Genomic DNA, 21153 nt, shown 5'->3' on the forward strand with positions numbered 1-21153 from the left:
CTGGATGGACGGAGCCGATACGTCACTTCACCGCGAAACCGCCCTGACGCTACGCATGGGAGGTCCGTATGACGCTCGACCGTCGTCGTTTCCTTCACTTCGGCGCCCTTGCTCTGGGCGCACCGGCCCTGGGCGCTCTCGCAGGGTGCGGCAGACCTGGCGCCCGCGGCGGCGGCGGTGGAGGCTCAGGCACCGTGCGTTTCCAGGGCTGGGACTTCGAGTCCGCGCTGGTGCAGCAGAACATCGACCGGTTCATGAAGCTCAACTCCGGCATCAAGGTCGATTACACGCCGATCACCAGTGCGCAGTACGTCCAGAAGATCGTCGCCGAATACACCGGCGGAACGGACCCGGACGCGTTGTACGTCTATGACGACTCACTGGCGGCCTGGATCGGCGCGGGATACCTCCAACCGCTCGAGGGGATGCCGGACCTCGACAAGGTCTACGACACCATCTATCCCGGCAACGCCGAGACGATGACGTACGACGGAAAGCGCTACGGCCTGCCCTATTACACCGACTGTGACGCTGGCGCTGATGCTCAATGAGGTCTTCGTCGGGCGCGGAGTGCTGCGGAGCCTGATGCTGTTGCCGTGGGCGATGCCGGGCGTGGTGAACGGCCTCATGTGGCGGTCGATCTTCGACGCCAAGACGGGCGCGCTCAACGGCGTTCTCACCAGTCTCGGTCTGATCGACAGTTACCAAGCCTGGTTGACGTCTCCGGTGACGGCGTTCTTCGTGGCGGTACTCGCCGAGGTGTGGAATCTCCTTCCCCTGGCAGTGATCATCCTGCTGGCCGGGCTGCAAACCATCCCGACGGAGTTGTACGACGCCGCCAGGGTCGACCGGGCGGGAATCCTGCAGCGATTCCGGCACGTGACGCTTCCCTGGATCACGCATCCCCTGTTGATCGTGCTCATCCTCGAGACGATGAACGCGTTCCGGGCGTTCGACGTGATCTATGTGCTCACCGGTGGTGGACCCGGTGACGCCACGAACGTCATCGCTCTGCTCACGGTCAGGACGGCGTTCACGTACACCAACTTCGGCCTCGGGAACGCCTATGCGTACGTCATCACCGGGATCACGTTGGTGACCTCGTTGATCTACCTGTCGGTGCTCTACCGGAAAGGAAAGGTCGAGGTATGAGCGCGACCGTGGCGCCTCCCCGGTCCGTGACGGCGACGCCGGTGCGGCGACCGATCCTGCGTCGGATCCGGTGGCGACGGATCACGCTCTATGCCCTGGCGGTCTTCTTCGCGCTCTACATCATCGTGCCGTTCTACTGGATCATCGTGACCAGCTTCATGCACGAAGGCGACGCGGTCTCGGGTTCGTTCCAGTGGATCCCACGCGATCCGACGCTCGACAACTACCGGGCGTTCGTCGATCCGTCCGGGGCGCAGGCGCTGGTCGGCTCCCGGGCCGCCGAGGCGATCATGCCGGCGTTGTTCAACAGCGCGGTCGTCGCGGTGAGCACCGCACTACTCAATCTCGGGCTCGCCATTTCGGCGGCCTACGCGTTCGCGCGGGTGAAGTTCAGGGCAAGTCAGGTGCTTCTCGTGGTCTATCTCGCGACCCGGATGGTGCCGGGGGTCGCGATCATCATTCCGTTCTATCTGGTGATGCGCGAGCTCGACCTGCTCGACACCTATGGTGCGCTGGTGCTGTCGTACACCACATTCTCGCTGCCGTTCACCATCTGGATCCTCAAGGACTACTTCCGCACAATTCCGTCCGACATCGAGGACGCCGCCAAGGTCGACGGGTGCGGATGGTTCCGGATGATGTGGTCGGTCTTCCTGCCGATCGCCACGCCGGGGTTGGTGGCGGCGGCGATCTTTTCGTTCATGACAGCGTGGAACGAATTCCTGTTCGCGTTGTTCCTGACGAGCACCACCTACTCACAGACGATTCCGGTGATCGCCGCGAACTTCGCCACCGACCTCAACATTTCCTATACCTCGATGGCGGCAGCGGGTGTGGTCGCGGTGATCCCGCCGTTGATCCTCGTCCTGGTCTTCCAGCGCCTGATCGTGAACGGCCTGGCCTCCGGCGCCGTTCGCTAGACCGCACCTATTGCTGGACCTCGCGCGGCAATTGCCCACCTCACGTGGCGTATTTGCCGTGCGGCGTGGGAACTTGGCGCGTGAGGTCTCGCCCGTCTCAAATGGCGTACACCCAACTGTTTCGGATGCTGAGAAACCAGAGGTCGCCCCCGAGTTGTCATAGGTTTCTCGGCTAAGAGACCGAGAAACCTATGACAACTCGGCAGTTCGGCGAGTATGAGCGAGGTTCGCGAGGAGGAGTGGAGGCTTTTCCGTGTCAGAGCACGGGAAAGCCTCCACTCCCCGCAACGGCGCTTGCGGGGTCACGCCCGCGCGACCCCGCGATAGGTCAGCCGGCGCAGGAGCACCTCGGCGGGTCCGCGACGACCCCAGCGGCGCAGGAGGTCGGCGCCAGCGACCGTCACGGCCCAGGTGGCCACCGCGAACACCGCGACCTCCGCACCGCCGAGTTCGGCGCCGAGCCCACCCGCGTACGGCGCCAACGCGGCGACGAAGACCACCGACTGCGCGAGGTAGCACGACAGCGAGCGTTCGCCGCAGGCGGCGAGTGCGGTGACGACCGGTCCGTACGGCGCGCGGAGCCGCACCGCGACGAGGCCGATCAGCGCGGCGTACCCGAGTCCGCCGGCCGTTCCACTGATCGTGTGCAGCGCGCCGATCAGCAGATCGACCGGCAGGGCGCCCGGCCGCCAGAGTTGCGCGGCGGCGAGGGCGAGGGGGAGTCCGCCGGCCGCGGCGACTCCGATGCCGACCAGGGCCGCCCGTCGAAGGAACCCGCGGTGCTGCTCGGGAGCGTCCAGCAGGCGGCGCCGAGCCGCCCAGACACCGAGCAGCATCGGGGTGAGGACCAGAACGACCTGGATGAGCGCGTTGATCGCCCACTCGCTGAGCCGCATCGTGGTGGCGAGGGTGGGGTTCGGCTCGGCGAGCGAGGGAATGATCAGGCGTTCGCGCGGGTCCTCCGGCGGAAGCCCCATCCCCGATCCGAGCAGGAACGCCGGGACCGCGAGGCCCACCGCGACCCGCAGCAGCTTGGCGTCGCTGCACCGCAGCAGCGACAGGACGAGCAGACCACTGACGGCGTACGTCGCGAGGATGTCGCCCGGGAAGAGTACGAGTGCGTGCACGAAGCCGAACGCCAGCAGCCACCAACTGCGCCGGCGCAGCAGGAGCCGGGCGTCGTCCCAGGTCGCTCCGGCGGCGAGTTGGCGGGCGAGGATGGTGGCTATGCCGTACCCGAACAACGCCGCGAACATCGGATAAGCCCGCCCGTCGACGAATGTCATCTGCACGAGCGTCCAGGCGTGGTCGAGGGCCGAGCCTTCGGCGAGACGCTGACGCGGGCCGTACTCCCGGCCGTACAGATAGATCGCGGAGTTCGCGAGCGCGATGAAGAGCAGCATCAGGCCGCGGGCGAGGTCGGGTGCGAGGGAGCGTTCCTTGGCGCTGATCGGGCCTCGCGGTAATGAGGAGGGGACACCGGTTGACTCGAGCACGAGTACCCCCGTCCGCGTCACTGAGAGCTTGTCGCTGAACCCCGGGCGATTACCGACCGCATTTCATGGTGAAATCCGCAAACCGTACGCCGCAATAGTACGTGGCGGGGTGGGCAGCGGGCGGAGCCCGCGAGGGGCCGGGTAGGCATGGCGCCTGCGCCCCGCCCCGGCAGTTGTCGCGGGGCGCTCCTCTAGGGTGGTCGCCGTGGCAACTGTGGTGACGATGCAGGACGCGCTGCTCGCGTTGACGAAGTACTGGACCGAGCGGGGCTGCATGATCGTGCAGCCGTTCAACACGGAGGTCGGCGCGGGTACGTATAACCCCGCGACCATCCTGCGGGTGCTTGGTCCCGAGCCGTGGCGGGTGGCGTACGTCGAGCCCAGTGTTCGCCCCGACGACGCGCGCTACGGCGAGAATCCCAACCGCCTGCAGACCCACACGCAGTTCCAGGTGATCCTCAAACCCGACCCGGGTGACCCGCAGGAGATCTACCTCGGCAGCCTGGAGGCGCTCGGCATCGACGTCCACGCCCACGACATCAGGTTCGTGGAGGACAACTGGGCCTCGCCCGCGCTCGGCGCGTGGGGCCTTGGTTGGGAGGTCTGGCTCGACGGGCTGGAGATCACGCAGTTCACCTACTTCCAGCAGGCCGGTGGCCGCAACCTCGACCCCGTGAGCGTCGAGATCACCTACGGCATTGAGCGCATCCTGATGGCGCTGCAGAAGGTCGACCATTTCAAGAACATCGCCTACGCGCCGGGTATCTCCTACGGCGAGGCGTTCGGTCAGGCCGAGTACGAAATGAGCCGCTACTACCTCGACGACGCCGATGTCGCGACCAACTGGCGGCTCTTCGAGGACTACGAATCCGAGGCGCGGCGCTGTATCGACGAGCGGCTGCCGGTGCCCGCACACACGTACGTGCTGAAGTGTTCGCACGTCTTCAACGTGCTCGACTCTCGCGGCGCGATCAGTACGACTGAGCGGGCGAACGCGTTCGGGCGGATGCGGGCACTGGCCCGCCAGGTCTCCACCCTGTGGTCCGAACGCCGGGAGGAACTCGACTATCCCCTCGGCCGGGTCGAGCCGTTGCCGGCTGTGCCCGCGCCCGCGGAGTTCCCCGAGATCGGCGCACCGGCGACGCTGCTGTTCGAGATCGGTACGGAGGAGCTGCCGCACTCGGAGGTCAGTCGTACCTCCGAGGCGGTCCGCGAGGCGCTCCTGGCCAAGCTCGCCGAGACCCGCCTCGAGCACGGGGAAGTCCGGACGTACGCCACGCCGCGCCGGGTGATCGCCCTCGTCGAGGCGGTCGCGCCGCGCGAGCCCGACGCCGAGCGCACGGTGCGCGGCCCGCGGGTGAGCGCGGCCTATGACGCCGACCGGCAGCCGACCAAGGCGGCGCAGGGGTTCGCGCGGGGGCAGGGCGTTGATCCCGCCGAGCTGACCCGCGTGGAGCAGGGTGGCACGGAGTACGTCGCGGCCGTCCGCACTGACGTCGGTCGGTCCGCCGCCGAGGTGCTGAGCGGCGTTCTGGCTTCGATCGTCAGTGAGCTGCGGGCCGACAAGAACATGCGGTGGAACGACCCGCGCCTGTCGTTCACCCGGCCGATCCGTTGGCTGGTCGCCCTGCTAGGCGAGGTCGAGGTGCCGGTCGCCGTGTCGACGTTGCGCTCGGGCCGCACGACCCGCGTCCACCGGCTCGCCGCGCAACCCGTGGTTGACATCCCGTCGGCCGAGGGATACCTGGACTTCCTGCGCGGCCACGACATCGTCGCCGATCCGGCCGAGCGGCGCGCCGCGATCATCGCGGGGGCCACCGAGCTCGCGGCGAGTGTAGGCGGCCAGATCGACTTCGACGGCGAGGCAGCCCTGCTCGACGAGATCACCAACCTCGTAGAGAAGCCGGCGGCGATCCTCGGCTCGTTCGCCCCGCGCTACCTCGACCTGCCGAGCGAGATCCTCACCACCGTCATGCGCAAGCACCAGCGCTACCTCCCGGTCCGCGCGGTCGACGGCGAGGCTGAGGCCGGAGCGAATGGCACCCTGCTGCCGCACTTCGTCGCGGTCGCGAACGGCGCCTGCGACCACGACGTCGCCCGCGCGGGATACGAGGCCGTGCTGCGCGCCCGTTACGAGGACGCCGCCTTCTTCTGGCGGGCAGACCTCGAGGTCCATCCCGAGGAGCACAAGGCTGGGCTGGGCAAGCTGGCGTTCGAGAACCGTCTCGGATCGATGGCCGAGCGCGCCCAACGGATCGCCCGGGTCGCTGCGGCGATCGCCTCCCGCGTGCCCCTGTCGGACGACCAGCGGGTGACGCTGCGCCGGGCCGGTGAGCTGGCGAAGTTCGACCTGGCCGCGCAGATGGTGGTCGAGCTGACCTCGCTGGCCGGGACGATGGGACGCGAGTACGCCCGCCGGGCCGGCGAGACCGAGGCCGTGGCGCAGGCGTTGTACGACATGGAGCTGCCCCGCACCGCCGGTGGCCCGCTGCCGGCCACGACGCCGGGCGCGCTGCTCGCCCTCGCCGACCGGCTCGACCTGCTGGCCGGGTTGTTCGCCGTCGGTGCCACCCCGACCGGGAGTTCCGACCCGTTCGCCTTGCGGCGGGCGGCCCTCGGCGTGGTGAGCATCCTGCGCGCCCGTCCGGAGCTGGCGGTGGTGACGCTGGAAGCCGGGCTCGCCGCCGCGGCCGACGAGGTCAGGTCACACGGTGTCGAGTTGGCGGAGGGGGCGATCGCCGACGCGCGGGAGTTCGTCGTACGCCGCTACGAGCAGCAGCTCCTCGATGCGGGCAACAACTACGACCACGTGCAGGCGGTGCTCGTCCTGGCAGGCACGCCGGGGCTGGCCGACGAGACCCTGCGCGAGCTGGGCCGCCGTACGCCTGAGCCGGCGTTCGGTGAGCTGGTGACGGCGCTCCAGCGGGTACGCCGGATCGTCCCGGCCGAGGTGACCGGCGACTACAACCCCGCCGCGCTGGAGGAGCCGGAGGAGCTCGGGCTGCACCAGGAGCTGGGCAAGGTCCGCGAGGCGCTCGGTGGCGACTACGCGCTGGCGGAGTTCGCGGACGCGGCGGCTGCTCTGGTGGGGCCGATCAACGCCTTCTTCGACGCGGTGCTGGTGATGGCGGAGGAGCCGGCGGTGCGGGCGGCCCGGCTTGGCCTGTTGGCCTCGATCCGGGACCTGGCCGCACCGGTCCTCAACTGGGACGCGCTGTAGGGACGGACGAGGGGGGACACGCCCTGGATCGACTCCCAGGGGATCACCGGCCGTGCGTGTACTCGTTGCCTCGACCGGGGGAGCCGGTCACTTCAATCCGCTGCTGCCGTTCGTTGAGGCGTTCACCCGGCGCGGCGACCAGGTACTTCTGGTGGTCCCGCCCGAGCTCTGGTCGACGGTCGAGACGACGGGCCATCCTTTCCGGATCGGCGCGGCGCCTCCGGAGGACGAGCTGGCGCCGATCTGGGAACGCTTCCCGACGGCTCCTCCCGAAGAGGCCGCGATTCTCGCCAATCGCGAGATCTTCGGCCGGCTCAGCACGGCCGCCATGCTGCCGGCGCTCGAGGACGCGTGCCGCGAGTGGCAGCCTGACCTCGTCCTGCGCGAGCCGTGCGAGTACGCCTCGGCGGTCGCCGCCAGCCGCGCCGGCATCCCGCATGCTCAGGTCGCCATCTCACTGGCGGACATCGAGGCGTCGTCGCTCGCCCTTGCGGCACCGGCGCTCGAGGCGTACGGCAACCAGATCGTGGAACAGCTGTCCGCGTCGCCGTACCTCACCCGGTTTCCCGCCTCGCTCGACCCGTCGCCGATCGGCGCGACTCGGCGGTTCCGCGAAGCCGCAGCCCCACGGCGTGAGCCACTGCCGGACTGGTGGGACGGGGACGCCGCACCGCTGGTCTACGTCACGTTCGGAAGCGTCACGGGTGGGCTGTCGATCGCCACGCAGGCGTACCGCGCCGCGCTCGACGCGGTGGACGGGCTCCCGGCACGCGTCCTCCTCACCGTCGGCCGGGACACTGACGCCTCCGCGCTCGGGCGCGTGCCCGCGAATGTTCACGTCGAAGCGTGGGTGCCACAGGGTGATGTCTTGGGCGAAGCGGCCCTGGTCGTCTGCCACGGCGGCTCCGGAACGACCTTCGGCACCCTGGCCGCTGGCGTTCCGCTCGTGGTCGTACCCATGTTCGCCGACCAGCCCGCCAACGCCCGCCAGATCAGCGCGGCGGGCGCTGGGGTCGTCGTCGATCCCGCGCCTGGTTCGGACGCGGCGAGCAGGATCGGGCCCGGCGACGCACCCCGCATCCGCGCGGCAATCGAGTCGGTGCTGGCCGACCACTCCTACCGGCGGGCCGCGCAGCGGATAGCGGACGAGATGCGCGCCCTGCCTGACATCGACGAGCTGATCCCCGACCTACTCCCGGACGAGCACGCAGCGGACCGGCGGTAGGTCGTCGGCCAGGAGCTCCCAGGTGCGGCCGGCGTCCTGTGAGGCGTAGACCGTGCCGTCGGAGGTGCCGAACGCCGCGGTGTCCCCGTCACCAGCGAGGCAGAAGGTGTCGATGTTGTCCGCGAACTGCTGCGGCAGGCCCCGCCGGCAGCGCTCCAACCGGACGCCTTCGAGGCTGCCGCGGTAGATCCCGGCGTCCCCGCCGTCGGGGCCCTGCGAGGTGCTGATGAGGACCGTGTCCTTGCACAGGGCGAGCGCCCGGCTGTAGGTGCCGGGCAGGCCGAGGTTGCGGTAGGTCCAGCTCGCTCCGTGGTCCCAGCTGGTGGCGAGGCCGCGCGCGGTCGCCGCGAGGACCGGCCCGTTGTCGGGCGCCGCGAGCACCTGGTGGACGTCGCTGTCGATGTCGATCGTCGCGTCCCAGGTCATGCCGTTGTCAGTCGAGCGTGGGACGCCGCCGACGTGGACGTTGACGTACGTCGTACCGTCCTCGTCCGCGCTCATCGACCGGACTGACGGCGGGTCGCCCCACGGCGTGTGCCACTTCTCGCGCCCCTCGACGAAGTCGAACCCCTCGACCGGCTCGGTCTGGCGGCCCTCGAGCCGATACAGGCGCGCGCCCTCCGTGCCGATGAGAACGCCGCTGGACGTGGGATACAGGCAGGTCGTGCGGACATTGCGAAGCCTCGCGACATGCCGCCAGATCCCCCCGGCACCCGCGGTGAAGATCTCCGACTCGCCGACGATCGCCCAGATCGCGTCACCGGCGCCCGCGAGCGCCCGGAGACGGCGTCCCGGTAGTGCCTGGCGCCTCTCCGTGCCCAGGATGTAAAGACCGTCGTCGGTTCCCACGTAGATCCCAGTGGGCACAAGCCCTCCCTTCGCCGTCGGTGATTCTTTCGTGGATGGGTGCTCGGGCGAAAGGCCCCCGGCCCACTCGGTTGCCGCTGCCGGGCAACCGAGCGCGGCCGGGCAGGCGTCACTCCTACGAACGGGAGGTTTTTCATGCGTATGAGTCCCACGGTCGCCCGCCGGGCGTTCCTTCTCGGCGGTCTGGCAATTCCGCTCCTCGCCTCGTGCGGCGGTCGGATCAGTTTCGGGGGTGACGGCGGTATGCGGCTGGTGGCCGCGGAAGGCGTCAACCGGATCGTGCCCGCGACGGACACACCGGTCGCGGGCACGGTCGACGGCATGACGGCGTTCGGGTACGCCCTGGCAAAGGTGGCCGCCGAGCCGACCGCCAACTTCGTCGCCTCACCGGCGAGCATCGCCTACGCGTTCGGCATGGCCCGAGCGGGCGCCCGTGGCGACTCGGCGGCCCAGATCGACCGGGTGCTCGGGTTTCCCTCCGGCGGGCCGCACGCCGCCCTCAACTCCCTCACCCAGCAGATCGTCACGCTCGACGAGGCGCCGCCGCGCACGTCCGGTAAGACCCGGAAACCGGGGGAGAAGCCCAAGCTCCCGGTGCTCGCGATCGCCAATGGCCTCTTCGCCCAGCAGGGCTTCGCGATCAAGGACGCGTACCTCCGGATCCTCGCCGAGCAGTACGCCACGGGCGTCCAGACCCTCGACCTGCGAAGCCCGGACGCCGTGCGCGTCATCAACGACTGGGTACGCGAGCAGACCGCGGAGCGGATCGACAAGCTCTTCGAGTCGCTCACCCCGGACACGGTGATGGTCCTGGCGAACGCCGTCTACCTGAAGGCCGACTGGGTGCACGCGTTCGAGCGGTCCGCGACCCGGGACGAGGAGTTCACCCGCGGCGACGGCACACCCGTCACGGTGCCGATGATGACGCAGACCGGGCGCCTGCGGTTCGCGCGCGGCAGTGGCTGGCAGGCGGTCGAACTCCCGTACGCGGGCGAGGAGCTGGCGATGCTGGTCGTCGTACCTTCCGGAAAGTCCCTGGCCACGGATCTACTGGCGCCGGAGGTGCTGCGGGCAGTCGCGACGGCCCTGCGCCCTGGGCCGGTGACGTTCAGCATGCCCCGGTGGGACTTCGCCACCAAGCTCGACCTCAAACCGTCGTTGGAACGCCTCGGCCTGACCGTGCCGTTCACCGATCGGGCCGACTTCTCCGGCATTGCCGAGGATCTGTACATCGGCGAGGCGATCCACCGGGCCACCATCACCGTCGACGAGTGGGGTACGGAGGCGGCCGCGGTGACCGGCCTGGAGATGCGGATCACCGCGGCACTGCCTCCCGACCCGGCGGCGGTGATCCGCGCGGACCGGGCGTTCGCGTTCGCGATCCTGCACCAGCCGACCCGGACGCCGTTGTTCGTCGGCCAGGTGAGCGATCCGGTGCGCGGCTGAAGCCTTCTGGCTGCAACGGCGCCCGCAGGGACCCAAATGACCACGTTTACGTGATCATTTGGGTCCCCACACAGCGGTGCGGCGACCAGGTCGCATCAGCCGTACTTCAGTAAGACTGTGGAGACTCCGGAGGGCTATAGCACCCCGGAGTCTCCATAATCCTCAGATGGCCCGCCGAATATGGCTCAGGAGTGTTCGGTGGGGTTGGACCAGAAGTACGTCTCCGGGTCGTAGACCGCGGGCGTCGGGTGCTGCCAGGGATTGACGAACCCACCGAGCGCGAGGTTCTCCTTGCGGGGAACGTTACGTAGGTCCTTGTGAGCCAGGACGAGTTGGGGAGTGTTCGCGACCGAGCCCATGAAGAACGGCCCGTGTTCGATGTGGATCTTCACCATCTCCCACGCGAGTTGGCGCCGCTTCAACGTGTCCGCCTCGGTCTTGCTCTGGTCGTACAGCTTCCACAGCGCCGCGATGGGGCCCTTCGGGTCCGGCTCCATGCGGGGCGGCGTGCGCTTGAACGGGTCGACGTCCTTCTGCGCGTGCTCGTCGGGCGTGCCGCGGACGTTGTAGAACTGCCCTTCCAACGGCGCCCAGCGGCTGGGCTCGATCGGGAGCAGCCATGCGGGCTGGGCAAGGTGGTCAGGCCCGTTTCCGACCTCCCATGCCGACTGGGTGGCGAGCCGGCCGGCGTTCCACTGGTCCCCGAAACCTTCGGGGGCGACGGGATTCAGGGTGACCGTCAGGCCGATTGCCTCCCAGTCGCGCTTCAGGAGGTTGTTCTTCTGCTGGTGGTCGCTGGTGGCGTTGGCGGGGAAGTCGATCCGGATCTTGAGCTCGCCACCGCCTGGAAACTCCCGCTTGCCGTCGCCGTTCTTGTCGGCGACGTCGATCTCGTCAAGCAGAGCTTTCGCCTTCTCGGGATCGTACGCCACGTAGGAATCCCGCCACTGGCGGTAGATCTCCTTGCCCTGGTCGTTGACCTGGTATTCGACCGCCTTGGGGCTCATCGTGCCGGTGGTGGGTTCGCCGGTGTTGAAGTAGATCTGTTTCCGTGCGTCGGCGCGGTTGAACGCGAGGGACAGCGCCTGGCGGAACTTCGGCTCACGGATCAGCGACCGCATCTTCGGGTCCTGATGATCGTAGTTGAAGAAGAACATCGAGCCGGTCCCGCTGCCGCTGTCCCACATGAACACGTTCAGCTTGCTGCGCTGCTCGGTCTTCTTGAGCCCGGAGACGTCCGCCAGGGTGAGGCCGGCGAACGGGCCGTGGACGTAGTCGAGCTTGCCTTCCTGGATCTGGAGTTTGCGGACCTCGACATCCTCGATCGTGCCGATCGTCAGCGTGTCGATGTTCGGAAGCTGGCGGCCCTCCCGATCCACGCACCAGTAATAGGGGTTGCGTTCCCAGATCGCCTGCCGACCCTCGCGGTAGGTCTTCAGGCGCCACCCGGTCATCGTCGGGCATTCAGGATTAGAAGCGAAGTTCCGCTTCTGATCGAACTGTCCGTCGGCGGTGGCCCAGTTCTTCGCGACGGACTTGTTGTATTTCGGATGGTATTTCTCGAGATAGTGCTTCGGCTCCATCCAGGTGGACCCGTTGCCGCGGCTGACGTATCCCGCGAGCCGTGCGGCGGTCAACGGCGACGGAGCGTCGAACTTCATCACCAACGTGTGCTCGTCGGGTGCGGTCATGCTCATGACCGTGCCCTTGCCTGACTTGGCCTCGTCGGGCGGGACCTCGGAGTGCTCCTCGTTGAGCACCATGTCGTCCCACCAGAACATGATGTCCGCCGTTGTCCACGGCTGCCCGTCAGACCACTTCAGGCCCTTCCGGAAATGCAGCGTCCACTCGGAGTTGTCAGTGTTCGCTTCCCAGCTCGACACCAGACCCGGAGCGATGTCGAGGCCGTCATTGAGGAAACGCAGCAGGGAATGGCCGTACATGTATTCCTTGATCTGCGCATCATTCGTCGACGGCGCTGTCAAGATCAGGTTGCCGCCGTACTTTCCGGGTTCCAGCCAGCGGTGTGGAACGACGTACGGCTCGTCGGGGAGCCGCTCCTGGACCGGTTTGAGCTTGCCCGCCTTGACCTGTTGTGCCAGCGCGGGAGCTTCGCTGAAGCTGGTGGGAAGTTTGATTGGCTTGGTTTCAGATCCCTTGCCCTTCTCGGCTTTGGGGCTGGGACTGCCCGAATTGTTTCCAGTGCGATCGTCGTTACCGCTTGTGCAGGCGCTGAGCATGGCGGCGCCGGCGGTGAACGCCGAGGCGTACAAGAACGTGCGTCGGTTGAGTGCGTTTGGCATCCTGCCTGACCCGATCCGTGCGGATGACAGAGAACTTGCCAAGACTGTCGACTCGAGCGGCTGAGGGCGAGCATCTTGGCACAAAGAACCGGCATACGGTCCGCATCCGGCCGGATTGGTGACCGGTTTCGGCGATCACCTGCCGATCCGGCGCAAATCAACGGGTCAAGGAAGTACACGGGTCAAGGAAGGGCGCGGGCGCTCAGATCTGGAAGCCGGGGTCGGGCAGGCCGTGCGGGAAGCGTTCGACGGCTTGGCCCGCGAGTTCGGCGAGCTTCTCGAGGACGGACACCTCGTCGTCGGTGCCGGAGTGCCAACGGGCCCAGTAGACCCCGATCGCACCAACAGCTTTGGGTGCCAGCATGGGCGCCATGATGAGGCTGCGAACGAACGTTGGTTGGTACGCAGCTTGCGGAATCCGTTCATCGTAACGAATATCCGGAATGACCGCCGTCTGGTGATGGAACATCGACCAACCACTGATGCATTCAGTCGCCCGGAACCGCTGACCCTTCCACAGCGGACTCATGGAGTCCTCGTCCGCGTAGTAGCACTGGTCGCCTTCGAGTAACACGAAGGTGGCGCCGTCTGCCTGCACCAACCGGCGGGCGGTCGTTCGTACAACCGCTTCGACGTCTTCGAGTTTGCGCGCCTGCTCAAGCCGTTCGGCGGCATCATCGAGCAGCGCCACGGGATCGAGGAAGTCCGGCATCATGCCTCCTACACCGGGTCCTATGCCGGCAGTGTAACTCCGGGGACACATGGTGCCTATCTCCACGGCTGCCTGATCTCAGAGGAGCTGGCCGAAACCTCGCCGGGGCGATGGCTGGGGCCGCCGATATATCTCTTGCGCTCCTCGTGTGCTGTCACGAAGCTTGGGGTTATGAAGGGATTCGACCCAGCTGAGAGCTTCGGACCTGACGTGGCCAGGAGGTACGACGAGGGCGCGGTGAGGGGAGACGAGCAGGACGCCTCGCGGTTCCTCGCTGAGGTGGCCGGGCCCGGTCGGGCGCTGGAGTTCGCGATCGGCACCGGACGGATCGCGCTCCCGCTCACTGAGCGGGGAGTAGAGGTGGCCGGCATCGAACTGTCTCCCGACATGGTGAACCGGCTGCGGTCGAAGCCTGGTGGCTCGGCCATCGACGTCACGCCGGGCGACATGTCCTCGGTGGTGGTCCCCGGTACGTTCTCGTTGGTCTACCTCGTCTTCAACACGATCTTCAACCTCCTGACGCAGGACGATCAGGTCCGGTGCTTCGAGAACGCCGCTCGCCACCTGGCCGACGACGGAGCCTTCGTGGTCGAGGCGGCGGTCCCCGGTGCGTGGACGAAGGAGTACGAGTACGTCCGGCCTGAGCAGGTCGCGATGGACAGCGTGGTTTTCGACATATGTCGCTACGACCCGGTCACCCAACTGCTGGAGGAGAACCACGTACGCCTCTCAGGCGAGGGAATTCGCTTCGGGCCGATCGTGTGTCGCCTCATCTGGCCAAGCGAGATGGACCTGATGGCACGCATCGCCGGGCTGCGGCTCGCGGAGCGCTGGGGCGGTTGGAACAACGAACCCTTCACCGCCGACAGCACCATGCACGTCAGCGTCTACCGCCGGCAGTAAGGGGTCTCCGAACGCCGCCGCGCCCTGCGAGGCAACCACCGACTGCGGCCGGGAACGGTTGGGTCCGACAAACGTAGACCGAGCAGCTCCCCGGTCTACGTTTTTCGGACCCAACCTGCGTATGGCGGCCCGCCGGCCCGCCGGCGGGACGTCCCTCAGCCTGGCCGGCAGCCTTGCCGCAAGCGGTGAGCTGCCCCACCTCGATCTGGCCGAGGTGGTTTCCACCAGAGGTACGCCGTACCCATCCGGTGTGGATCTTCGTTGCTTGGGCGTACTCCTCCTCGGCGTGACCATCGCGGGGCGAACGTGCTCCGCGTTCCGACGGCCGAGGGATAGCCGCCCCGACCCCGCAAAGGCGCGGGATCGGGGACTCAGCAACAACACACAGCCCGGATGCAGCCGGGCCTTTAGGGAAGGATAGGTCGCGATGCGCGAGCGCACCCCCGGAAACGGCAGCTCCTCTCAGCTGGCCGATGTCGAGCTGATCGAGGCGGCTGGCCACAGCATCTCCGCAGGTCATGGCGGTATGGGCCAGCCGGCAACCAGCCGGAGCTGACAGCGCACCAGACCAGAGCGCCCCGACCCGCGACGGGTCGGGGCGCTTTATCAGTGGGCGTTGTATTCCTCGTCGGTGACGTGGTCGCCCCACTCGGTCTCGGGCCCGTCGCCTTCGCCGGGTGCTTCCCACATCGCGAGGTGGGCCATGAAGTGATCGGGGGCGGCGCCGTGCCAGTGCCACTCGCCTGGCGGTGTGTAGATGGTGTCGCCGGGCCGGATCTCGATGACCTTGCCGCCGCGAGACTGTACGAACCCGCGGCCGTCGGTGACGTGCAGGGTCTGCCCGGCCGCATGAGAGTGCCAGGCGGTGCGGGCGCCAGGGGCGAAACGCACGACGTTCACGCGCATGCGCGACGGCTCCTCGCCTTTGGCGATGACGTCGAACCAGACGTCGCCGGTGAACAGGTCAGCCGGGCCCTTAGCCGACGGCTGCTTCGGCTGGATTTCCACCTTGGTCTCCTTATGGTTGGTCAGGAGTCGCGTGAGTCGCGCCGGGACAGGCGTACCTCCTCGATGTCAAGCCTGGCTTGCACCTGCCGCAGCACGGTGTCGTCGATGCGGCGTTCGTCGCGGAGCCTGACCACGGTGGCGCGTTTGTGGGCGAGCAGCGCCAGGCGTAGCGCGGTGTAGTGCTGGTCGTGCCGTACCGCTGGTTCGTCGTCAACGCCGGCGCCGTCGGCGCGCAGGACCAGCAGGTGCTCCTCGTACTCCCGGCGCAGCCGTTCGATGACCTCCGGGTCGGTGCCAAGCTCGGCGGCGACCCGCGGCATCGCAGCGAGCGCATCTTCGGCGGCAAGGACCTCGGCGAGGTGGCGTTCCTCCTCGGCGGAGGTGTCGCGGGGTAGCCGGGCCCAGCGCACCACGCTCGGCAGGAGGAGTCCCTGCAGCACCAAGGTGACCACGATGACCCCGAAGGTCACAAAGATGATCATGTCGCGATCGGGAAACGGCGCGCCCGAGGCGAGCGTTTCTGGTACCGCAAGGGCCGCGGCGAGCGAGACCGCGCCGCGGAAGCCGGCCATCCCGTGCACCACTCGGGTACGGGCACCGGCGCGGCGCAGGCGCTGCTGCGGGCGGCGGTCCAGCAGGCGGATGAGGTACGGCGTGGTGAACAGCCAGGCGAAGCGCACCCCGATGACCACCGCGGAGACGACACCAGCCGCGATCAGTGCGATGGTGAGGGCGACGCTGGTCAGGCCGCGGACCGCCGACTGCAACTCCAACCCCACAAGGACAAACAGTGCGCCGTTGAGCAGGAAGGTGGCGAGTGACCAGAACGCCTCCGCCTGCCGGCGCATGCCGGCCACACCCACCAGGCGCGGTCCGGCCTGGCTCATGATGAGCCCACAGACCACGACGGCGAGTACGCCGGAAGCGTGGATCGCCTCGGCGAGCAGGAACGCCGCGAAGGGGATCAGGATCATGGTCACGTTCCCCAGCAGCGGGTCGTCCAGGCGACGGCGCACCTGCACCCCGAGCCACGCGATCAGCGCCCCGGTCACGACCCCGCCGACATACGCGACCAGGAACAGCCACCCCACGTGCGGCACGCTGAAGTGCTCCTCGCCGACCGTGACACCGACCGCGAGGGCGTAGATGACCAGGGCGGTGCCGTCGTTGATCAGACTCTCGGCGCGCAGGAGCGTGACGTCGCGGCGTGGCAGCACCCGGGCGAGCGCTCCCACCGCCGTGGCGTCGGTCGGAGCGACGGCAGCCCCGAGCACCCACGCGGGACCCCACGGCAATCCGAGGGCGTGCGCCGCCACCGCCACAGCCCCCGCCGTGGCGATCACCAGCACCGTGCTCAGGAGGACGATGGCGCGAAGATTGCTGCGGATCTCCCGCAGTGACGTGGTCAGGCTCTCCCAATAGAGCAACGCCGGCAGGAAGAGGAGCAGCACCACCTCCGGCGGCAGGTGCACCCCGCGCAGTGCGGGAACGAACCCCAGCAGCGCGCCGCAGGCAAGCAGGAGCACCGGCGGGGCGACCCGAAGGCGGCGCCCGAGGACGCTGCACACCAGCACCGCCACGCCAAGCACGACGACGAGTTCGAGACCGAGCAGGGAGTACCTCCAAGACGCCCGGAGGCGCGTCGTTCAGGGACGGATGAGACCGTCCTCTTCGGCTGTCAAGACCAATGGAACAGGGGACGAGACCAGTCTGGAAGACCCTGCCGATCCACGTACTGACAGGACCTCCCTCCGGCGCTTCGGCGAACGTAGCGTTGTGCTTCATGGGTGCCGAAGCGGAACACGCGGGCATGCTCGAGTCCGCAAGACGTCCTTGACGCGGCAAGGCTCACGAAACTGAGGGGATGTAAGCAATGGAGCACGTACGCCTTGGTACCTCAGGTTTGCGCGTCAGTCGGATCGCCCTCGGCTGCATGAGCTTCGGAGATACCTCGAGAGGATTCAACGAGTGGTCGCTGGGCGACGAGGCGGCCGCGCCGATCTTCCAGCAAGCTGTCGAACTCGGCATCACCTTCTGGGACACGGCCAACATCTACGGCCTGGGTAGCTCGGAAGAGATCGTCGGGCGGGCCCTGAAGAAATACACGCGTCGCGACGACATCGTCCTGGCGACCAAGGTGTTCTTCACGATGTACGACGGTCCGGGTGGATCGGGCCTGTCCCGCAGGGCGATCATGGAGCAGCTCGACGCCTCCCTGGCCCGCCTCGGCACCGACTATGTCGACCTTTATCAGATTCACCGCTTCGATCCGCACACGCCGGTCGAGGAAACCATGGAAGCGCTCCACGATGTCGTGAAGTCCGGCAAGGCTCGCTATCTCGGCGCCTCCTCGATGTGGGCATGGCAGTTCGCCAAGATGCAACACGCCGCCGATCTGAACGGCTGGACGAGGTTCGTCTCCATGCAGGATCAGTACAACCTGATGCAGCGTGAGGAAGAACGCGAAATGTTCGGGCTGCTCGCCGACCAAGGTGTGGGGAGCATCCCGTGGAGCCCGCTCGCCAAAGGACGGCTTGCCCGCCCATGGGGTGAGCGGACGCAACGCTTCGACACCGACCCGGTCGGGCGGAGGTTCTTCCTCGACAGCGACCGGCCCATCGTCGAGGCGGTGCAACGGGTCGCGGAGGCCCGCGGTATCCCGATGGCGCAGGTCGCGCTTGCGTGGGTGCTGAAGAGCCCCGTCGTCACGGCCCCCATCGTGGGCGCCACGAAGCCGCACCATCTTCCGGACGCGGTCGCGGCGCTCGACGTTCAGCTCACTGAGGACGAGGACCGCATCCTCGAGGAGCCCTACACCCCCCACCTGCCCACGGGCTTCTGAACGTACTTTCGCTGCTGCTCCGGCCGGCGGGGCTGGCCTACCAAGGAGTACGGATACCTGTTGCCTCGGTGAGCACAGTCCCGACGGTGTCGTTGATCAGAGTTTCGCTGGTCTCGTCGTTCACGATCACCGCTGCCACATAACGCTCCTCGGGGACGACCACGAGGAGGGAACGGAAACCAGAGCCCGTGGTGGCCCCGTGATGGAACATCAGGCGGTCTGCCACGCTCCATCCGAGTCCGTACTGCGTGACTGAGGTCGACGGGGTCATAGGGGCACGCACAGCTGCGGTGAGCTCGGCATCTCGGAGCATGAACTCGGCGAAGCTCAGCAGCTCTTCGGTTGTTGACCAAAGGCCAGCAGCCGGGCGCCCTGCGCGCGGGTGGTCATCGTTGGGAATCCTCGAGCCGTCCACGTGTCCGTTCGCGGCCCTTTCGGAAGCCGCGAAACCTGTTCCGGTCATCTGCGCGGGCCAGAGGAGCACCTCCGTGAGCGCCGACTCAAAGGTCTGGCCGCGAAGGCGCGCGATGACGTGGCCGGCAAGGTAGTAGTTGCCGTTGTAGTACCGCCAGGTCGTTCCCGGAGGCTCGATCTGAGGTGTGTTGAGCACGTGTCCGGCGGCTTTGGTCAGAGCGTCATCGCCGTCGCCCAGGCCCGCGAGTGCTTCCCTGGTGAGGGATTCGTCGTACAGACCGGACGTGTGGCTAAGCAGGTCAGCCAGGGTTAGCTCGGGCGAGACCTTCCACCGCTCGCGCAGGTCCGGCAGGTCTTCGATGATCGGCCGATCCAATGCCCCAGACGAAGCGCGGCAGGCCAGGACAGCGGCGACGGCCACGATTGGCTTCGTCACCGAAGCGATCCGCATGGTTGTGTGCACGGTCACCGGTACGCCGGAACAACGGTCGGCAACTCCTGCGACGGCGGATCGCCTTTCCCCGTGGTGGGAGATCCCCACGGCCGCGCCCGCGAAGCCGTGCCGTTGAACGGCGTCAGTGAGGAACTCCTGCTGATCCATCCGCGGAACGATACGTCGTTGCTGACGTACAACGCGGGCCGGCATAACGGCGACGTACCAGCCTGACCGCCTCAGATCGGGGCAAAAAGGGCCGTTGCCAGGGTTGTGCGATCGTTGCGTATATGCAACAGTTCTACTGTGAGAGGTAAGAGATCTGGAAACAGTCGCAAGGGGGCCGCCCTCTACAACCAGCTCGCGGTGCTCCGCGCCGAACGCGGTGTCTCCCGCGCCGGGCTGGCGGCGGCAGTCGGGGTGAATCCGCAGACCATCGGGTTCCTGGAGCGCGGCGACTACGGCCCGTCCGTCGAGCTCGCCCTGAAGATCTGCGGGTTCTTCGGGCTACCCGTCGAAGCCGTGTTCTCGCTCCACCCCTTCGCGCCCATGTCCACGCAGCTCTACCGTTCGGCCGACCCTGGAGGACCGACATGACTTCCTCGACCGGCAGCACCCCCCGAAGCCGCATGAGGCATCACCTCGACAACCTCGCGGCGGCCAAGGACGCCACCCCCCAAGAGCGCCAGGAGATTCTGGAGTCCGTCCGGCAAGAGGCGCGGGACAGGCGACGGACCCGGCCCGTTCCCCGATGGCTCGCCAGCAGCACGAACCGCCGTGCACTCGCCCTGCTCGCCGCCGTTCCCTTCACTGCCGGTGCGGTGAGCGCCTACCTGGCCCCGGATTCCCTCGCGACGGCCGCGGTGCAGGCGGCCGGTGCGGCAGGCTTGCTGACCGGGATTCTTGTCCTGCGGCGAGCGACCAGGGAGCTGACCGAGATCCCCGCCGCCGATCTCGACGAGCGCGAACTGCAGGAGCGCAATCAGGCGCTTGGCGCCGCCTACGTGACGCTCCTGGCCTGCCTGCTGGTCGTTGTCCTCCTCGCCGTCGCTGACGGTCGGCTGTTCGACATCGCCAGCTGGGAACCGCTGCTCCTCGGTACTCTCGGCACCGCCGTTCTCCTCCCTTCGGCCGCCGCCGCGTGGAAGTCGCGCGACCTCAGCGAAGAGGCCTGATCTCCATTGCTTCCTCGTCTCCGCCATAAGACCCTGGCCATGCGAACGGATATGCCGGTGTTGTCAACGACTATTTCCTTGGGCTGACCCGGCATAGGCTGCTCCTATGGGTAATGATCTCGGACCTTGGGAGCCGTTGTCTCCTGGGGCTGTCAGCAAGCTGTTCGGTCGGTTGACGACTCCCTGGTGGATCGCGGGCGGTTACGCGATCGAACTGTTCTTGGGACGTACGCTTCGGTCGCACGGTGATATCGACGTTCTCCTCCTACGACGTGACCAGCAGAAGGTGCATCAGGTGCTGGAGGGTTGGGATATTCAGGCAGCTGATCCTCCGGGCACGCTCAGGCCGTGGCACGCGGGGGAGTGGCTGCCCGAGTCGGTGCACGACATCTGGTGTCGCGAACGCCCCGACGGTCCATGGCGCCTCCAGGTGATGTTGGACAAAGCAGATGGCGACGAGTGGATATCTCGTCGCGATGCCCGGATACATCGACCGATCTCGTCTCTTGGACTTCTCACCGAAAACGGCACCCCCATTCTGGCGCCGGAAGTGCAGCTGTTCTACAAGGCGAAGCGTGCACTGACAAAAGATGAGATTGACCTGGCCGCCGCTCTTCCATCGCTCACCCCAGACGCACGTCGGTGGCTCGATCACGCACTCGCCGTAACGGCGCCAGACCATCCTTGGCGGGCCAAGCTACTGGTCTAGGGCATGTCCCGTAGTTCAGGCTTTCCCGGTGGAGGACAGCGCCTGAATGATCACGTTTACGTGGTCATTCAGGTCTTCGCACGGCGGCCGGGGCGGTCCTAGACGACTGATTCCTAACTCAGTGGTCGTAGGCGATGAGGGATCGGGTGATGGGGGTGCCGGTGTTGTGGTTGTGCCAGATGGCGGTGGCGAGGGCGAGGAGGCGTTGGGCGATGCGGGCGTAGAGGCTTTCGGGGGTGCGGGCGCCGTGTAGTTCGAGGGAGAGCTGGCCTTTGCCGGTGTCGAAGACTGATTCGATGAGCTGGCGGATGCCGGCGAGGTTGCCGAA

At 67.4% G+C, this 21153-nt stretch carries 20 protein-coding genes and 1 pseudogene; 13 read left to right on the plus strand and 8 right to left on the minus strand.

The genetic code is table 11. From position 1 onward, the window contains the following. The first annotated feature begins 68 nt into the window (after nucleotides 1–68). The 3 genes from B141_RS0109470 to B141_RS0109480 are packed head-to-tail and all read left to right on the plus strand — an operon-like array spanning nucleotide 69 to nucleotide 2072. Nucleotides 69–551 (plus strand): ABC transporter substrate-binding protein, encoded by a 483-nt coding sequence (locus B141_RS0109470; RefSeq protein ID WP_084678196.1) that lies wholly within the window; start codon nucleotides 69–71, stop codon nucleotides 549–551. Beyond that, the gene (locus B141_RS39795; RefSeq protein ID WP_020574920.1) at nucleotides 526–1152 is read left to right on the plus strand and encodes a carbohydrate ABC transporter permease; all 627 of its coding nucleotides are present in this window, start codon (nucleotides 526–528) and stop codon (nucleotides 1150–1152) included. The genes B141_RS0109470 and B141_RS39795 overlap by 26 nt, the downstream gene beginning before the upstream one ends. Next, the gene (locus tag B141_RS0109480) at nucleotides 1149–2072 is read left to right on the plus strand and encodes a carbohydrate ABC transporter permease (RefSeq protein ID WP_020574921.1); all 924 of its coding nucleotides are present in this window, start codon (nucleotides 1149–1151) and stop codon (nucleotides 2070–2072) included. Before B141_RS39795 ends, B141_RS0109480 begins: the two co-directional genes overlap by 4 nt. A gap of 302 nt (nucleotides 2073–2374) precedes the next feature. Here B141_RS0109480 and B141_RS0109485 read toward each other — a convergent pair whose 3' ends face one another. Further along, nucleotides 2375–3568 carry a DUF418 domain-containing protein gene (locus B141_RS0109485; protein ID WP_040420870.1) on the minus strand — a complete coding sequence of 398 codons (1194 nt, stop codon included), beginning with the start codon at nucleotides 3566–3568 and terminating at the stop codon, nucleotides 2375–2377. A 205-nt stretch (nucleotides 3569–3773) separates the two neighbouring features. Between B141_RS0109485 and B141_RS0109490 the strand changes: the two genes are divergently transcribed. Both B141_RS0109490 and B141_RS0109495 read left to right on the plus strand, forming a co-directional pair. Next, complete coding sequence (locus B141_RS0109490) at nucleotides 3774–6788, plus strand: glycine--tRNA ligase (protein ID WP_020574923.1); 3015 nt, start codon at nucleotides 3774–3776, stop codon at nucleotides 6786–6788. A gap of 52 nt (nucleotides 6789–6840) precedes the next feature. Continuing rightward, on the plus strand, nucleotides 6841–8013 hold the full coding sequence (locus tag B141_RS0109495; protein ID WP_020574924.1) for a glycosyltransferase: 1173 nt from the start codon (nucleotides 6841–6843) through the stop codon (nucleotides 8011–8013). On the opposite strand, the gene B141_RS39800 is transcribed toward B141_RS0109495, so the two are convergent. Continuing rightward, nucleotides 7978–8880, minus strand: coding sequence for a hypothetical protein (locus B141_RS39800; protein WP_020574925.1), 903 nt, complete (start codon nucleotides 8878–8880; stop codon nucleotides 7978–7980). The two genes, B141_RS0109495 and B141_RS39800, sit on opposite strands and share 36 nt — an antisense overlap. A gap of 141 nt (nucleotides 8881–9021) precedes the next feature. On the opposite strand from B141_RS39800, the gene B141_RS39805 reads away from it, so the two are divergent. Next, nucleotides 9022–10326, plus strand: a complete 1305-nt coding sequence (locus B141_RS39805) for a serpin family protein (protein WP_020574926.1) — start codon at nucleotides 9022–9024, stop codon at nucleotides 10324–10326. Between the two features lie 185 nt (nucleotides 10327–10511). Here the strand turns inward: B141_RS39805 and B141_RS0109510 are convergent, their stop codons facing one another. After that, nucleotides 10512–12629 (minus strand): ABC transporter substrate-binding protein, encoded by a 2118-nt coding sequence (locus B141_RS0109510; protein ID WP_020574927.1) that lies wholly within the window; start codon nucleotides 12627–12629, stop codon nucleotides 10512–10514. Nucleotides 12630–12831: 202 nt separating this feature from the next. Next, entirely contained in the window at nucleotides 12832–13344 is a 513-nt protein-coding gene (locus B141_RS39810; protein WP_157180901.1) for a GAF domain-containing protein, read from the minus strand. 168 nt (nucleotides 13345–13512) lie between these two features. Here B141_RS39810 and B141_RS0109520 point away from each other — a divergent pair, with 168 nt between their 5' ends. Both B141_RS0109520 and B141_RS52205 read left to right on the plus strand, forming a co-directional pair. Continuing rightward, nucleotides 13513–14244, plus strand: a complete 732-nt coding sequence (locus B141_RS0109520) for a class I SAM-dependent DNA methyltransferase (RefSeq protein WP_020574929.1) — start codon at nucleotides 13513–13515, stop codon at nucleotides 14242–14244. A 427-nt stretch (nucleotides 14245–14671) separates the two neighbouring features. After that, on the plus strand, nucleotides 14672–14800 hold the full coding sequence (locus B141_RS52205; RefSeq protein WP_020574930.1) for a hypothetical protein: 129 nt from the start codon (nucleotides 14672–14674) through the stop codon (nucleotides 14798–14800). Nucleotides 14801–14850: 50 nt separating this feature from the next. Here the strand turns inward: B141_RS52205 and B141_RS0109530 are convergent, their stop codons facing one another. Together B141_RS0109530 and B141_RS0109535 are read right to left on the minus strand one after the other, a co-directional pair. Next, nucleotides 14851–15252: a (R)-mandelonitrile lyase gene (locus B141_RS0109530; protein WP_020574931.1), complete on the minus strand. Its 402-nt coding sequence runs from the start codon at nucleotides 15250–15252 to the stop codon at nucleotides 14851–14853. A 20-nt stretch (nucleotides 15253–15272) separates the two neighbouring features. Beyond that, on the minus strand, nucleotides 15273–16841 hold the full coding sequence (locus B141_RS0109535; protein ID WP_020574932.1) for a Na+/H+ antiporter: 1569 nt from the start codon (nucleotides 16839–16841) through the stop codon (nucleotides 15273–15275). A 284-nt stretch (nucleotides 16842–17125) separates the two neighbouring features. Between B141_RS0109535 and B141_RS0109540 the strand changes: the two genes are divergently transcribed. Next, nucleotides 17126–18094 (plus strand): aldo/keto reductase, encoded by a 969-nt coding sequence (locus tag B141_RS0109540; protein WP_020574933.1) that lies wholly within the window; start codon nucleotides 17126–17128, stop codon nucleotides 18092–18094. Between the two features lie 37 nt (nucleotides 18095–18131). Here the strand turns inward: B141_RS0109540 and B141_RS0109545 are convergent, their stop codons facing one another. Continuing rightward, nucleotides 18132–19049 (minus strand): serine hydrolase domain-containing protein, encoded by a 918-nt coding sequence (locus B141_RS0109545; protein ID WP_237742662.1) that lies wholly within the window; start codon nucleotides 19047–19049, stop codon nucleotides 18132–18134. Between B141_RS0109545 and B141_RS51350 the strand changes: the two genes are divergently transcribed. The 4 genes from B141_RS51350 (at nucleotide 19032) to B141_RS0109565 (ending at nucleotide 20825) form a co-directional block, all read left to right on the plus strand. Continuing rightward, nucleotides 19032–19175 carry a hypothetical protein gene (locus B141_RS51350; protein WP_237742663.1) on the plus strand — a complete coding sequence of 48 codons (144 nt, stop codon included), beginning with the start codon at nucleotides 19032–19034 and terminating at the stop codon, nucleotides 19173–19175. The two genes, B141_RS0109545 and B141_RS51350, sit on opposite strands and share 18 nt — an antisense overlap. 72 nt (nucleotides 19176–19247) lie before the next feature. Then, nucleotides 19248–19538, plus strand: coding sequence for a helix-turn-helix transcriptional regulator (locus tag B141_RS0109555; RefSeq protein ID WP_020574936.1), 291 nt, complete (start codon nucleotides 19248–19250; stop codon nucleotides 19536–19538). After that, nucleotides 19535–20116 carry a hypothetical protein gene (locus B141_RS0109560; protein WP_157180903.1) on the plus strand — a complete coding sequence of 194 codons (582 nt, stop codon included), beginning with the start codon at nucleotides 19535–19537 and terminating at the stop codon, nucleotides 20114–20116. The genes B141_RS0109555 and B141_RS0109560 overlap by 4 nt, the downstream gene beginning before the upstream one ends. 106 nt (nucleotides 20117–20222) lie before the next feature. Beyond that, nucleotides 20223–20825 carry a nucleotidyltransferase domain-containing protein gene (locus B141_RS0109565; RefSeq protein WP_026257058.1) on the plus strand — a complete coding sequence of 201 codons (603 nt, stop codon included), beginning with the start codon at nucleotides 20223–20225 and terminating at the stop codon, nucleotides 20823–20825. 118 nt (nucleotides 20826–20943) lie between these two features. On the opposite strand, the pseudogene B141_RS0109570 reads toward B141_RS0109565, so the two are convergent. Next, nucleotides 20944–21153 (minus strand): annotated as a pseudogene (locus B141_RS0109570) (IS982 family transposase); the annotation flags it as partial.

It is taken from the genome of Actinopolymorpha alba DSM 45243, from assembly GCF_000373925.1.
GTDB lineage: Bacteria > Actinomycetota > Actinomycetes > Propionibacteriales > Actinopolymorphaceae > Actinopolymorpha > Actinopolymorpha alba.

Coding starts and splice junctions, on each gene's coding strand:
- B141_RS0109470 (WP_084678196.1), top strand. CDS start 69: ATGACGCTCGACCGTCGTCGTTTCCTTCACTTCGGCGCCCTTGCTCTG.
- B141_RS0109480 (WP_020574921.1), top strand. CDS start 1,149: ATGAGCGCGACCGTGGCGCCTCCCCGGTCCGTGACGGCGACGCCGGTG.
- B141_RS39805 (WP_020574926.1), top strand. CDS start 9,022: ATGAGTCCCACGGTCGCCCGCCGGGCGTTCCTTCTCGGCGGTCTGGCA.
- B141_RS0109510 (WP_020574927.1), bottom strand. CDS start 12,629: ATGCCAAACGCACTCAACCGACGCACGTTCTTGTACGCCTCGGCGTTC.
- B141_RS39810 (WP_157180901.1), bottom strand. CDS start 13,344: ATGATGCCGGACTTCCTCGATCCCGTGGCGCTGCTCGATGATGCCGCC.
- B141_RS0109520 (WP_020574929.1), top strand. CDS start 13,513: ATGAAGGGATTCGACCCAGCTGAGAGCTTCGGACCTGACGTGGCCAGG.
- B141_RS52205 (WP_020574930.1), top strand. CDS start 14,672: ATGCGCGAGCGCACCCCCGGAAACGGCAGCTCCTCTCAGCTGGCCGAT.
- B141_RS0109540 (WP_020574933.1), top strand. CDS start 17,126: ATGGAGCACGTACGCCTTGGTACCTCAGGTTTGCGCGTCAGTCGGATC.
- B141_RS0109560 (WP_157180903.1), top strand. CDS start 19,535: ATGACTTCCTCGACCGGCAGCACCCCCCGAAGCCGCATGAGGCATCAC.
- B141_RS0109565 (WP_026257058.1), top strand. CDS start 20,223: ATGGGTAATGATCTCGGACCTTGGGAGCCGTTGTCTCCTGGGGCTGTC.